We start from the raw sequence: 13,709 nt of genomic DNA on the forward strand, positions 1-13,709 counted from the left end.
AGAAATTCGGAGAACACACCATGTACGCATTCAAATACGAACGCCCTACCGCATTGGCCGATGCCCAAAAATTGGCACAAGCCGGTGGCCAAGTTTTGGCCGGTGGTCAAACCATGATCGCTGCGATGAAGCAACGCCTGCAGCAACCCGAAACTTTGATTGACCTGGCCGCCATCAGCGGTTTGGCCGGTGTCAAAAAAGACGGCAACAACATCGTCATTGGCGCCATGACGCGTCACCAAGACGTGGCCGACAACGCAGACGTCAAGCAGCACATTCCTGGCTTGGCGGCTTTGGCCAACAACATTGGCGACAAGCAAGTGCGCGCCATGGGCACCATTGGCGGATCAGTCGCCAACAACGACCCCGCTGCTTGCTACCCCAGCGCCTTATTGGCCTTGGGTGCCACGGTCAACACCGACAAGCGTGCCATCAAAGCCGACGACTTTTTCCAAGGCCTGTACACCACCGCCTTGGAAGCGGGCGAAATCATCACCTCCGTAAGTTTCCCCATTCCCACCAAAGCGGCGTACGCCAAATTCAACCAACCGGCCTCACGCTTTGCGTTGGTGGGCGTGTTTGTGGCGCAAACCGCTGGTGGCGCTCGCGTGGCCATTACCGGCGCAGGCAATGGCGTGTTCCGTCATGCCGGCCTTGAAGCCGCTTTAAGCAAAAGCTTCACACCCGAAGCAGTTGCCGGTGTCGCGGTAGACTCTACAGATCTCAATGCCGACCTGCACGCTTCAAAGGCCTATCGCGCTCACCTGATCACCGTGCAAACCCAAAGGGCGGTGAAACAGGCGAACGGATGACCGCAAAAGACACTTTCAAAACCATCGACGAACTTGCCCAGGCCTTAGAAGGCGTGGGCTATTTCGCGGAACGGCGGCTCATCACCGCCGTTTTTTTGAGCCTCAAATTAGAGCGCCCTTTGCTTCTTGAAGGCGAACCGGGTGTAGGCAAAACCGAGTTGGCCAAAGCCTTGGCCAAAGTCTTAGGACGCCCTCTCATTCGGCTTCAGTGCTACGACGGCATGGAACAGCGCGAAGCGCTTTACGAATGGAACCATGCAGCCCAGTTGTTGCACATGCGCGCAGCGGCTACGCATGCAGGCTCTGCAGCCACGCCCCAAGACATTGAGCGTGAGGTCTACCAAAAACGCTTCTTGGTCAAGCGCCCTTTGCTTGAAGCCCTGCAAACCGAAGCGCCAGGCGCGCTGCTACTGATCGATGAAGTGGATCGCACGGACGAGCCCTTCGAAGCGTTCTTGCTGGAGTATTTGGGTGAGTACCAGGTCAGCATTCCAGAACTGGGCACCATCAAAGCCGAAGTGGCACCGGTCACCATTCTCACCAGCAACCGCACCCGCGATTTGAACGATGCCGTGAAGCGACGCTGCTTGTATCACTGGATAGATTACCCCGATCGCGAGCGCGAGTTGGCCGTGGTGCGTTCACAAGTGCCTCAGGCCAGCGCGCAGTTGACTGAACAAGTCGCTGAGTTTGTAGGTCGCCTTCGCAGCCAGCCCTTTGCCAGTGCCTTTCAGCGCGCTCCCGGCATTGCCGAAAGCGTGGAGTGGGCCAAAGCCCTGGTCGCCTTGGACACCCTCACACTCGACCCTGAAGTGGTTCAAGACACCGTAGGTATTTTGTTCAAGCAGCGCGAGGACATTGCAGCCATCACGCCTTTGCTTGACGATTTGTTGGCCCCTGCCCCTACCGTCCTTTAAGAATTTTTGACCATGTTGTTGGGCGACGCACGCACTGGCAAACTCAGTGACAACATCACGGGTTTTGCAAGGGCCTTGCGCAGAGCAGGCTTGCCCATCGATGCGTCGCGCATCAGCTTGGCCATTGAATCGACTCAGCTGGTTGGCATTGAACGCAAAGGTGATTTGTCTGCCGCCCTTCAAGCCTGCTTGGTCAGCCGACAAGAGGACCTGGTGGTGTTTGAACAAATGTTCTCTGCATTTTTCAGAGACCCCGAACTCACGCGCCAATTGCTGTCGCAGTTGCTGCCCAAAGCGCCTACCGCTACACCCGGTGTGCCTCGCAAGTCGCGCGTGCAAGAAGCGCTGGCCGCCAAAAACAAACACAACGATCCCGTCAAACCCAAAGAAGATGAGCTGAAGTTTGACGCTGCCATGAGCGCCAGCGATCGTGAGCGTTTGCAACAAGCCGACTTTCAAAGCCTGAGCGCCAGCGAATTCAACTTGGTCGAGAAATTAGCGCGACGCGTCAAGTTGCCCCTGCCCCAAATTCAAGGTCGCCGAACCCGTGCTGGCGGTCGTGGCGAACGCATGCATTGGGCCAAAACCATGCAAATGGCCGCGCGCCAAGATGGCGATGTTTTGCGTCTGCCCCGCATGCAACGCAAACCCCAAGCCCTGCCCTTGCTCATCTTGGTCGACATTTCGGGCTCGATGGAACGCTACGCCCGTTTGCTGCTGGCCTTTTTGCACCAAGCCACCCGAGGCACGCCGCGTCAAGTGTTCGCGTTTGGCACAGGCCTGACTGACCTCAACCCCGCCTTCAAACTGCGCGACACCGACGACATGCTGGCCTTGGCCAGCCATCAAATTAAAGACTTTGCGGGTGGCACTCAGTTGGGCCAATCGCTGGTGCAATTTCGCAAACAGCATGCCAAAAAACTCACAGGCAGGCGAACGGTGGTGTTGTTAATCAGCGATGGCTTGGACACGGGCACTGCGGAAGCGCTAGACTCAGAGCTTGTTTGGCTCAAGCGTCACACACGCTCTTTGCTTTGGCTCAACCCTTTGCTGCGTTTTGAGGGCTATGCGCCCATCGCAACGGGTGCAAGCGTGTTGAATCGCCATGTGAACGGCATGTTGGCCATCCACAATTTATCGCGCTTAGAAGAACTGGCCAGTGCCTTGTCTAAGCTCTTGAAATCACATTAAGAATCACTAGGAGACTCACCTCATGGACATGCAAGGACAACGCGTTTTGCACGTGACACAAGCACAAGCCTGGGATGCATTGAACGATCCCGCCATTTTGAAATCATGCATTCCCGGTTGTGACAAATTTGAATTGACCGAACCCAACGTTTACAACGTGGGCGTCGCCATCAAAATTGGCCCTGTGTCCGCCAAATTCACAGGCAAGGTCACACTGTCTGACATTCAAGCGCCTAACGCGTATGCCCTGAACTTCGAAGCACAAGGCGGCGTGGCAGGCTTTGGCAAAGGCGAGTCCAAGGTGTCTTTGCATCCCCATGCCGAAGGGTGCGAGCTGCAATACACCGTTCACTCCACAGTCGGTGGAAAGTTGGCGCAATTGGGCCAACGCCTGATTGATGGTGCGGCCAAATCCTTGGCTGAGGATTTCTTCAAACGCTTTGACGAGGCCTTGCAGGCCAAGTACCCCCAAGCAGAAGGCGCAACGGCATCGCCCGAACCCGCAGCCACACCCGCCTCTGGCAGTGTCCCCACTTGGATTTGGCTTGCACTGGCCGTAGCGGCCGGTGCTGTTTGGACCTTGATTCGCTGAAGCACTTCAAATCATCATGGAAAACTTAGACATTGTGGTTTTGCGAACCCTCAAAGCTTGGCGCGATGCTGGGCAGCGAGCCATGCTCACCACCGTGGTCAGAACTTGGGGCTCTTCACCTCGCCCTGTAGGCTCCATCATGGCCTTGTGTGAAACCGGCGCCGTGGTGGGTTCGGTATCGGGTGGTTGCATTGAAGACGATCTGATTGCGCAGTACAGCAAAGCCAACGCCATTACCGACAGTGCGCCTGTGCGCTTGAAATACGGCATCAGCGCCGATGAAGCACACCGTTTTGGATTGCCATGCGGTGGCACCCTCGAGTTGTTATTGGAGTTCAACCCCGATGCCGCCCGCTTGACGGCGTTGATCGACATGTTGGCTCGCGGTCAACTGACCCAACGATGTACGGATCTGCAGACTGGGCTAGTCACGCTGATCGCCAGCGATGCACCCAGCGAATTGCACATCGACGAACACCAGCTCATCAACACCTTTGGCCCCGAATACCGCATGCTGCTCATCGGTGCCGGTCAGATGACCGAGTACTTGGCCACCATGGCCCTCTTCAATGGCTTTGCAGTGACCGTGTGCGATCCGCGCGAAGAATATCGCGGTGCATGGTCCGTGGCTGGCGTCACAGTGAAGCACGACATGCCCGATGACTTAGTAGGCAGCTTCAAGCCCGACCGTCGAAGCTGTGTGATTGCCTTGACGCACGACCCCAAACTAGATGACTTGGCTTTGTTGGCGGCCTTGGAAACAGATGCGTTTTACATTGGCGCCATTGGCTCACGCCGCAACAACTTGCTGCGCCAGCAACGCATGATCGAGCATTTTGATCAAACGGAAGAATCCCTGGCCAGACTGCGCGGCCCCATTGGCATTTACATTGGCAGCAAAACACCCGCTGAGATTGCGGTCAGCATCATGGCCGAAGTGTTGGCCGTTAAAAATGGCGTGCCCTTGCCGCGCGACATGGATGTAGCGCATGCCAAAAACACGCACGAAGGACCGCCCATCGATCCTTCGGTACCTGTTTGCTTTACAGGCAGGTAAATTACTTGTTGGCGTTGGGGAAAAAAACCGACTCACCGCCAATTTTGTAGGCTGCAATGGCTGCCTGACCATTGCTTGAAATCACCCAGTCCACAAACTTTTGCGCATCGGCTTGTTTCACGTGCGGGTGCTTGGCGGGATTGACCACCATCACACCGTATTGGTTGAACAACTTGGCATCGCCTTCCACCAAGATTTTCAAGTCAGCGCGGTTTTTGAAGTTCAACCACGTCCCGCGGTCTGTGAGCACATAGGCGCCAGTGGACGCACCCATGTTCAAAGCAGGCCCCATGCCGCAACCACATTCTTTGTAACCGCCACCCTTTTTATCGGCCATTGAAGCTTGGCCCCAAAAGCGCAACTCTGCAGCGTGCGTGCCACTTTTGTCACCGCGCGAAATGAAGGCGGCATTGCTGCTCGAGATTTTCTTCAAAGCGGCCACGATGTCATTGCCCTTAACATTGGCGGGATCGGCTTGCGGACCCACCACCACAAAGTCGTTGTACATCACCGGAAAACGCTTGATGCCAAATCCTTCAGCGACGAATTTTTCTTCTGCTGGCAGGTCGTGCACAAACACCACGTCGGCATCGCCCCGGTGCGCCATGTCCAAAGCCTGGCCTGTGCCCAAGGCCACCACCTTGATGTCTATGCCAGAGGCTTTTTTGAACTCGGGCAAAAGGTGACCAAACAGGCCCGATTGTTCAGTGGACGTCGTTGAGGACATGACAATGGATTGCGCCATGCTTTGGAAGCTCAGTGCACCCAAAGCCAAGCTCCATAAAAGGCGACATGCCCATGGCTTTTGCAGTAGCGATGAGTGGACGTTTCTCATGAAGTTTCTCCTTGAAGAAATAAATACGCCTGATGGCTGTGTTGTTTCAAACACTCGGCATTGAAAAAATCTGCTGTGGGCAAATCTGCCAAGATGCGGCCTTGTTCGATGTAAATCACCCGACTCGCCCATCGCTTGACTTGACCCAAGTTGTGACTTGCAAAAATCAAAGTCATCGGATTGGCTTGGTCCTTGGGTGCAATCATGCGCTGCACCAGCGCTTCAATTTCTCGTTTGGCCGGTGGGTCCAAGCTGGCTGTCGGCTCGTCCAAGAAAAGCAATTCGGGCTCTTTGGCCCAAGCTCTGGCCAAGGCCAAGCGCTGCTGCTGACCACCCGACAAGGTGGCCGCGTTTTGCAACTTCACACCGGACAAACCCACCACAGACAAAGCATCTAGCGCACGCGCTTTGGCTTGATGCCAAGGCAAACCCAAACTGCGGTCTAACCACAAGCCCAAAGCCACATTGCTCCAACTGCTCATGCGCAACATGTGGGGTCTTTGGAACAGCATGGCTTGACGGCAAGTCGCCAATTGCAACTCGCCCTCTGAGATTTGGTGCAAGCCATTCAAAACGCGAAGCAAGGTACTTTTGCCAGACCCGTTGGCGCCGATCAGTGCCACATGCTCACCCGCGTCAATGCGCAAACTCACATCACTCAGAGCTAGCACATGGCCCAGTTTCAGGCTCACATGCTGAATGGCAATCAGGGAAGTCATGCCACCCACCCTCGCAAGCTGGTGGGCATGGACGCTTGATGGCGGTCCTGCCAATGCCTGAACAGCGCCAGCAGCATGTTCAAACAGCCCACAATGGCCAACAGCACCATGCCAAGCGCCAAGGCCAATGGCAAATCACCTTTGCTGGTTTCAAGCGCAATGGCTGTCGTCATCACACGTGTGAAGCCTTCGATGTTGCCACCCACAATCATCACAGCGCCCACTTCTGAAATGGCGCGTCCAAAACAAGCCACCACCACGGTGAGCAATGCAAAGCGCTCGTTCCAAGCCAACAACACACAGCGCACCAAATGACCGGCCCCTAAAGACCGCCATTGCTCGCCATGCGCTGCTTCTACGTCTTCGACCACTTGCCTGCTGAGCGCTGCAGCCACAGGCACCACCAGCACGACTTGCGCCAGCACCATCGCTTTGAAACTGAACAACCAACCTAAAAAACCCAAAGGGCCTGTGCGCGACAGCAACAGGTAAATGACCAGCCCCACCACCACCGATGGCAGTGCCAGAAATGTGTTCAGCACGGTAAGGACAACCGCCCTGCCTGAAAAGCGCGACACCCCCAAAAAAGCCCCCACAGCGATGCCGATGGCGCAGCCAATGACGCAGGCTACCGCACTCACGCCAAGCGACCTGCCCGCAATGGCCCAAAGTGCTGGATCCAAGGAGGTGATGAGTTGAAACGCAGTCAAGGCGCTGTCTGAAAAAGTATTCATAAAAATTAAAACTTGCGCCGATGCTAGCCGTTTTAAATAACCTGAACTAGGCGGGTGTTCAGCTATGAAGTGAGATGCATAAGCACGCCGACACGTCAATCGAACCTCGGTCTAAATGAGGCACACTTAAGCCGTGCGAAAAATTGAACTTTCTTACAGTTGGGGGCCTGAAGATGCGCCCCCCTTAGCGGCCGATGCTTTAAAACCAAGGCAGCAAGCATTGCTCCGCAACCCGCTCATGGACTTGCTCCAAGCTGTTCGCGAACAAGGCTCCATTGCGGCAGCGGCAAAATCGCTCAACCTGTCTTACCGTCATGTTTGGGGCGAGTTGAAAAAATGGGAGCAACGTCTGAACCAAAACTTGATCGTTTGGGAAAAAGGCATGCCTGCCGAATTATCAGAATTTGCGAGTAAATTGCTGTGGGCCGAAAGACAAGCCCAGGCCAGATTGGCGGCCCCCATTGAATCTCTGATGGCAGAGATCGAGAGAACCTTTGCTGTCGCTTTTGACCCTCAAGCTCACTTGCTCACCCTCTATGCCAGTTATGACGATGCGTTGGTTAGTTTGCGCGAGTCCACAGCTCAACAAGCTTTACACCTGGACATTCGGTTTTGCGGCAGCGTGGATGCCATTCGAGCCTTGAACGAAGGTCGCTGCGAAATTGCTGGATTTCACACCCTGTCACAGCCCAACGACAAAAGCCTTTCCGCAATCACCTACAAGCCCCTTCTCAAACCGGGTCACCACAAATTGATAGGCTTTGCCAAACGCACCCAGGGCTTGCTGGTCAGGACGGGAAATCCTTTGAACATCCAATCCCTGGCGGATGTTGTGAACGGCAGGTTTCGCTACGTTAACCGCGGACTGGGGACGGGAACAAGACTGCTGCTGGATGAGTTGCTCAAAAATCAAAACATTCAAGCTGACCAACTGAAAGGCTACCAGCGACAAGAACTCTCTCACAACGCGGTTGCAACTTGCGTGGCCTCCGGTCAAGCCGATGCGGGTTTGGCCATAGAAAGCGCGGCACTGGCCGCCGGCCTAGACTTCATTCCCTTGGTGACTGAAAACTATTGGCTGGCCTGCCTCAAGAGCGCCTTAGACTCACCCCCTGTAGCAGCGCTAAGACAGCATTTGACCGATCAGCGGTGGCAAACCACCTTGCAGGCAATGCCCGGCTATCAAACCAATCAATCGGGCAATGTGCACTCCTTGCGAAATGAGTTGCCCTGGTGGAACTTAAAACCCCGAAAAACAGTCGCTTGATCCTTGATCAAGCGCAGGGAAAACCCGCGCCAAAGCGCGATTTAAATTTCCTACAATAGCGATCATGACTGTAACCAGTCTTCAGTGTCGCTCAGGCGTCCTGAATTCATCAACCTAGACTTCCGGAGTGAACCCCATGGATCGTCGTTCCCTTATTAAAAATGCCGGTATTGCTGGCGTCTTGGCCGCTGGTGTAGCCCCAGCGGTTCACGCTCAAGCCACATTGCGCTGGCGCATTGCTTCTAGCTTCCCCAAATCACTCGACACATTGTTTGGTGTTTGCGACGTGTTTGCCAAAAAAGTTGGCGAATTGTCTGGCGGCAAGTTCACTATCACCACTCACGCTGCTGGCGAATTGATGCCTGCATTCGGCGTGCTCGACGGCGTGTCCAACGGCACCGTTGAAATGGCCAACACTGCGCCTTACTACTTCTTCGGCAAAGATCCCACATACGCTTTGGATTGCGCCATTCCTTTCGGCCTCAACAGCCGTCAAATGACTGCTTGGATGTACGAAGGCAATGGCTTGAAGCTGTTCCGTGAGTTCTACGCCAAAGTGGGCATCGTGAACTTCCCAATGGGCAACACAGGCGTGCAAATGGGCGGCTGGTATCGCAAAGAGATCAAATCTTTGGCCGACATGAAAGGCCTGAAATTCCGCGTCGGCGGTTTCGGCGGCAAAGTGCTGGAACCCCTGGGCGTTGTGCCCCAAAACATTCCTGGTGGCGAGATTTATCAATCCCTGGAAAAAGGCACCATCGACGCAGCCGAGTGGGTTGGCCCTTATGACGACCTCAAATTGGGTCTGAACAAAGTGGCTCCCAACTACTACTTCCCCGGTTTCTGGGAAGTGGGTCCACAGTTGGCCTTGTACGTCAACCAAAAGGCCTACGAAGGTTTGTCTAGCGAATACAAAGCCATTGTTGAGTGCGCTGCAGCTTATGCCCACACCGACATGCAAGCCAAGTACGACTACAAAAACCCAGCGGCTCTCAAGACACTCATTGGTCAAGGCGCCAAATTGCGCGCATTCCCCAAAGACGTGATGGACGCTGCCTTCAAGTCTTCGCAAGAAGTTTACGCAGACCTGAACAACACCAACCCAGCCTGGAAGAAAATCTACGCTGACTACTCTAACTTCCGTCGTGAAGCCAACCAGTGGTTCAGCTTGGCTGAGTCCAACATGAACAACTTCATGGAACGCCAAAAGCTGTAATACACAGCCAAGGCTCTGGGGACTTTCAAGGTCCCCAACAAAAAACCCGCCTAGGCGGGTTTTTTGTTGCTTGTGAATCCAACACCTCTTAGGGAGAGGTGCTGTGATTCAGAAGATCAAGGCTTCTTAGCTTGGTCTTCTTTCATGGACTCCATTAAGGCTTTTACAGGATCCACTTCCTGGCCGGGGGTCTCGTTTTTAGCTGCATCCGCATCATCGGTTGCAGTGTCAGCACGCATTTGCATGAGCACGGCCTCGGCGTCCACTGTAGGCTCTTTGGACAAACCACTGGAGACCAAACCAGGGAAGGCAATGATCAAGCCCACCATGATCACTTGAATGACCACAAAGGGAACTGCGCCCCAATAGATGTCTTCGATGGTGACTTTCTTGATGGTTTTCTTGGTCACGCGGTCAATGTAGTCTTCCACAGGTGCCACGCTTCGGAGATAGAACAAGGCAAATCCGAAGGGAGGGTGCATGAAGGACGTCTGCATGTTCACAGCCAACAACACACCAAACCATACCAAGTCAATGCCCAGTTTCTCAGCGACAGGGCCAATGAGTGGGATGATGATGAAGGCCAATTCAAAGAAGTCTAAGAAGAAGGCCAAGATGAACACCAAAATGTTCACCACAATGAGGAAGCCCAACTGACCGCCTGGCAAGCCAGACAACAGATGCTCCACCCAAATGGGACCATCCACACCTTGGAAAGCCAAGCTGAACACGGTGGCACCAATCAGGATGAACAACACGAAGCAAGACAGCTTCATGGTGGAGTCCATGGCTTGACGGATGAGTTTCATGTCAATGCGGTTACGCGCCAAGGCCATGACCAAAGCACCAACAGCACCCATCGCACCGCCTTCAGTGGGGGTTGCAATGCCCAAGAAGATGGTTCCCAGAACCAAGAAAATAAGGGCCAAAGGAGGAATCAACACAAAGGTCACACGCTCGGCCATGTTGGACAAGAGGCCCAACTTGGTGATTTTATTGACCAAGGATGCAATGAAGGCAAAGCCAACACCAACGCACATGGACACCACGATGGTTTCATCCGTGGGGGTTGTATCTGGCAACCACTTGGCAAAACCAACTGCAATTGCAACAGAAACAATTGTCAAGATGGACAATGAACGCAAGCCGGAAGTGCCGTCATCTTCTTTGATGGTTCGCGCCTCCAAGGGCAAGGCTGGCACCCACTGTGGACGCATAAAGCTGATCATCAAAATGTAGCCCACATACAAACCTGTGAGTACAAAACCTGGAATGAATGCGCCCTTGTACAGGTCGCCCACACTCTTGCCCAACTGGTCGGCCAACACGATCAGCACCAAGGAAGGCGGAATGATCTGTGCCAAGGTACCCGAGGCGGCAATCACACCACCCGCCACGCGGCGGTCATAGCCGTAGCGCAACATGATGGGCAGCGAAATTAGGCCCATGGAAATCACAGAAGCTGCCACCACACCGGTGGTGGCAGCCAACATGGCACCCACCAAAATAACGGCGTAGGCCAAGCCTCCACGGATGGGGCCGAACAACTGACCAATGGTGTCAAGCAGGTCTTCCGCCATGCCAGAGCGTTCCAAGATCAATCCCATGAAGGTAAAGAACGGAATGGCCAACAAGGTGTCGTTTTGCATGATGCCGAACATGCGAAGCGGCAAGCTTTGCAAGAAGGTGGCTTGAATAACGCCCAACTCCACACCGACAAAACCAAAGAACAGACCGCAAGCGGCCAAAGAGAATGTGACTGCGTAGCCGAACATCAAAAACAAGATGAGCGACACGAACATGATAGGCGCCATGTTGGCGATCAAGAACTCGGTCATTTTTGGGCTCCCATTTGTGCAGCTTCACGGGCAGCAACTTCTTTTTGCAACAAGAACTCTGCGAATTCTTCTTCAGGTGTTTTGGCACCTTGTTTTTTACTGGGATCGGGAATCATGCCCTGCAAGAACGCCACGCGCTTGATGAGTTCGGAAATGGCCTGAATGCCCAATAACAATAAGCCCAAAGGCAACAAAGCAAACACGGGCCAGCGAATCAGGCCGCCGGCATTGGAAGACATTTCGTTGCTGACGTAGGCATTGATGACCAAAGGCATGGCCAACTTGATGATGTAAAAAACAAAGGGCAGCAAGAAACAAGTGATGCCGACAATGTCAATCCAGATTTGGGTGCGTTTAGAAAAACGTCCCGACACAACGTCAATCTTGACGTGCTCTTGTCGGAGCAAGGTGTACCCCGCAGCCAACATGAACACAGCAGCAAACAAGTACCACTGAATTTCAAGAAAAGCGTTGGAGCTGGTGTTGAAAGCTTTGCGAACGACCGCATTGCCAGCGCTGATGAGCACGGCTGCCAAAACCAACCAAGCCACCCAACGACCCACCCACTCACTGAATTTGTCTATCCGTTTGGACAGCGCTAACAGGGATTCCATAAAGACTCCAGGAAAAGTAACAACCGCTGATTGTAAAAAAAATTGAAGCGCCGAGCGAAGGGGTTTACCCTTCAGACTGATTGGGGCCATTTTTTCGCGATGGCAGCCTCGATGCCAGCCGCATCCAGCCCTTGCAAAGCCATTAACTTTGCTGGGTCACCATGCTCAATGAACTCGTCAGAAAGCCCCAAATTCAAGACAGATTTTAGAACATCCGCTTTTTGAAGTGCCTCACAGACCGCACTTCCAGCCCCACCCATCACGCTGGCGTCCTCAACGGTCACAATGCGATCGTGGCCAGCAGCCATTCGCAAGACCATTTCAAGGTCCAAGGGCTTGGCCCACCGCATGTTGACCACCGTGGCATTGAGCTTCTCGGCAACCTGCAACGCGGGATACAGAAGCGTTCCAAAGGCCAAGATACAAAGGCTTTGACCTTCTCGTCTGATCTCTGCCTTGCCAAATTCAAGTGTTTTCAGGTCTTGACCTGCATCCATTCCGACACCTGTACCCCGCGGATACCGCACTGCCACCGGGTGATTTTGAGCATAAGCGGTGCTGAGCAACAAACGGCATTCACGCTCATCACTGGGACATGCCACCGACATGTTAGGAATGCAACGCAAATAGGCAATGTCGTAAGCACCGGCGTGCGTCGCGCCATCAGCGCCCACCAAACCAGCACGGTCCAGGGCAAAGACCACGGGCAAGTTTTGCAATGCCACGTCGTGGATCAATTGGTCGTAGCCACGTTGCAAAAAGGTGGAGTAAATGGCCACCACTGGTTTTAAACCTTCGCAGGCCAAGCCGGCTGCAAACGTCACGGCATGCTGTTCGGCAATGCCCACATCGTAATAACGGTCGGGAAAGCGCTTGTGAAACTCCACCATGCCCGAGCCTTCACGCATTGCGGGCGTGATGCCCACCAAACGCGTATCTTGGGCGGCCATGTCACAAAGCCATTGGCCAAAGATGTGCATGAAAGCAGGCTTGGGGGCCGTCGCTGCGGGTACCAAACCCACCTTGGGATCGAACTTGCCAGGACCGTGATAGTTCACGGGATCGTCCTCAGCCAGCTTGTAGCCCTGCCCTTTTTTGGTAATCACGTGCAGGAACTGCGGGCCCTTCAGTTGCTTGATGTTTTCCAGCGTGGGTATGAGCGAATCCAAATCATGGCCATCGATGGGGCCAATGTAGTTGAAACCAAATTGCTCAAACATCGTGGCTGGAACCACCATGCCTTTGGCATGTTGTTCAAAGCGCTTGGCCAATTCAAACAGGGGCGGCGCGCTCTTTAAAACGTTCTTGCCCATGTTCTTGGCCGTTGAATAAAAACGACCACTCATCAGTTGTGCCAAGTAGCGATTCAGCGCCCCAACCGGTGGGCTGATGGACATGTCGTTGTCATTCAAGATCACCAACAATTTGCAATCTTCAATGCCCGCGTTGTTCATGGCTTCAAAGGCCATGCCCGCTGTCATGGCGCCATCGCCAATGACCGCAATCGCATGGCGTGACTCGCCCTTTTGGCGTGCCGCAATGGCCATGCCCAAGGCTGCAGAAATACTGGTCGAAGAGTGCGCTGTGCCAAAGGTGTCGTACTCGCTTTCGTCGCGACGCGGAAAGCCTGACAAGCCGCCCAGCTGGCGCAATGTCGGCATGCGTTCACGACGGCCCGTCAAAATTTTGTGCGGATACGTTTGATGACCGACGTCCCACACGATGCGATCTTCAGGAGTGTTGAAGACGTAGTGCAAAGCGACGGTCAGTTCCACCGTGCCCAAATTGGAGCTCAGGTGCCCGCCGGTTTTAGACACGTTGTCCAAAACACATTGACGCACATCGTCGGCCAAGCGCGGCAAATCACTGCGCTGCAGTTTTCGCAGATCGGCAGGTGAATGAATCGATTCAAGCATG

Annotated in this window: 13 protein-coding genes; 7 read left to right on the top strand and 6 right to left on the bottom strand. The window is 54.1% G+C overall.

The window, feature by feature from the left end; genetic code table 11:
* The first annotated feature begins 20 nt into the window (after positions 1-20).
* The 5 genes from B9Z46_RS03120 to B9Z46_RS03140 are packed head-to-tail and all read left to right on the top strand — an operon-like array spanning position 21 to position 4,569.
* On the top strand, positions 21-812 hold the full coding sequence (locus B9Z46_RS03120) for a xanthine dehydrogenase family protein subunit M (protein WP_108254486.1): 792 nt from the start codon (positions 21-23) through the stop codon (positions 810-812).
* Complete coding sequence (locus tag B9Z46_RS03125; RefSeq protein WP_108254487.1) at positions 809-1,729, top strand: MoxR family ATPase; 921 nt, start codon at positions 809-811, stop codon at positions 1,727-1,729. Before B9Z46_RS03120 ends, B9Z46_RS03125 begins: the two co-directional genes overlap by 4 nt.
* A gap of 12 nt (positions 1,730-1,741) precedes the next feature.
* Complete coding sequence (locus tag B9Z46_RS03130) at positions 1,742-2,920, top strand: VWA domain-containing protein (protein WP_055360236.1); 1,179 nt, start codon at positions 1,742-1,744, stop codon at positions 2,918-2,920.
* Positions 2,921-2,942: 22 nt separating this feature from the next.
* Entirely contained in the window at positions 2,943-3,512 is a 570-nt protein-coding gene (locus B9Z46_RS03135) for a CoxG family protein (RefSeq protein WP_055360235.1), read from the top strand.
* A gap of 16 nt (positions 3,513-3,528) precedes the next feature.
* A complete protein-coding gene (locus tag B9Z46_RS03140) occupies positions 3,529-4,569 on the top strand; it encodes an XdhC family protein (protein WP_108254488.1) in 1,041 nt (346 codons plus the stop codon).
* 1 nt (position 4,570) lies between these two features.
* Here B9Z46_RS03140 and B9Z46_RS03145 read toward each other — a convergent pair whose 3' ends face one another.
* The 3 genes from B9Z46_RS03145 to B9Z46_RS03155 all read right to left on the bottom strand — a co-directional run bounded on the left by B9Z46_RS03145 (position 4,571) and on the right by B9Z46_RS03155 (position 6,857).
* Entirely contained in the window at positions 4,571-5,314 is a 744-nt protein-coding gene (locus B9Z46_RS03145) for a substrate-binding domain-containing protein (protein ID WP_233245925.1), read from the bottom strand.
* 86 nt (positions 5,315-5,400) lie between these two features.
* Complete coding sequence (locus B9Z46_RS03150; RefSeq protein ID WP_108254490.1) at positions 5,401-6,123, bottom strand: energy-coupling factor ABC transporter ATP-binding protein; 723 nt, start codon at positions 6,121-6,123, stop codon at positions 5,401-5,403.
* Positions 6,120-6,857, bottom strand: coding sequence for an ABC transporter permease (locus B9Z46_RS03155; protein WP_108254491.1), 738 nt, complete (start codon positions 6,855-6,857; stop codon positions 6,120-6,122). Before B9Z46_RS03155 ends, B9Z46_RS03150 begins: the two co-directional genes overlap by 4 nt.
* 133 nt (positions 6,858-6,990) lie before the next feature.
* Between B9Z46_RS03155 and B9Z46_RS03160 the strand changes: the two genes are divergently transcribed.
* Together B9Z46_RS03160 and B9Z46_RS03165 are read left to right on the top strand one after the other, a co-directional pair.
* Positions 6,991-8,124, top strand: coding sequence for a substrate-binding domain-containing protein (locus B9Z46_RS03160; protein ID WP_108254492.1), 1,134 nt, complete (start codon positions 6,991-6,993; stop codon positions 8,122-8,124).
* A gap of 136 nt (positions 8,125-8,260) precedes the next feature.
* On the top strand, positions 8,261-9,340 hold the full coding sequence (locus tag B9Z46_RS03165; protein ID WP_055360231.1) for a TRAP transporter substrate-binding protein: 1,080 nt from the start codon (positions 8,261-8,263) through the stop codon (positions 9,338-9,340).
* 116 nt (positions 9,341-9,456) lie between these two features.
* On the opposite strand, the gene B9Z46_RS03170 is transcribed toward B9Z46_RS03165, so the two are convergent.
* The 3 genes from B9Z46_RS03170 to dxs all read right to left on the bottom strand — a co-directional run bounded on the left by B9Z46_RS03170 (position 9,457) and on the right by dxs (position 13,708).
* Positions 9,457-11,178 (bottom strand): TRAP transporter large permease subunit, encoded by a 1,722-nt coding sequence (locus B9Z46_RS03170; RefSeq protein WP_055360230.1) that lies wholly within the window; start codon positions 11,176-11,178, stop codon positions 9,457-9,459.
* Positions 11,175-11,792, bottom strand: coding sequence for a TRAP transporter small permease subunit (locus B9Z46_RS03175; RefSeq protein ID WP_108254493.1), 618 nt, complete (start codon positions 11,790-11,792; stop codon positions 11,175-11,177). The genes B9Z46_RS03170 and B9Z46_RS03175 overlap by 4 nt, the downstream gene beginning before the upstream one ends.
* A 71-nt stretch (positions 11,793-11,863) precedes the next feature.
* Positions 11,864-13,708, bottom strand: a complete 1,845-nt coding sequence (dxs, locus tag B9Z46_RS03180) for a 1-deoxy-D-xylulose-5-phosphate synthase (RefSeq protein ID WP_108254494.1) — start codon at positions 13,706-13,708, stop codon at positions 11,864-11,866.
* Position 13,709 lies beyond the last annotated feature (1 nt).

Source organism: Limnohabitans sp. Hippo4 (assembly GCF_003063605.1).
GTDB lineage: Bacteria > Pseudomonadota > Gammaproteobacteria > Burkholderiales > Burkholderiaceae_C > Limnohabitans_A.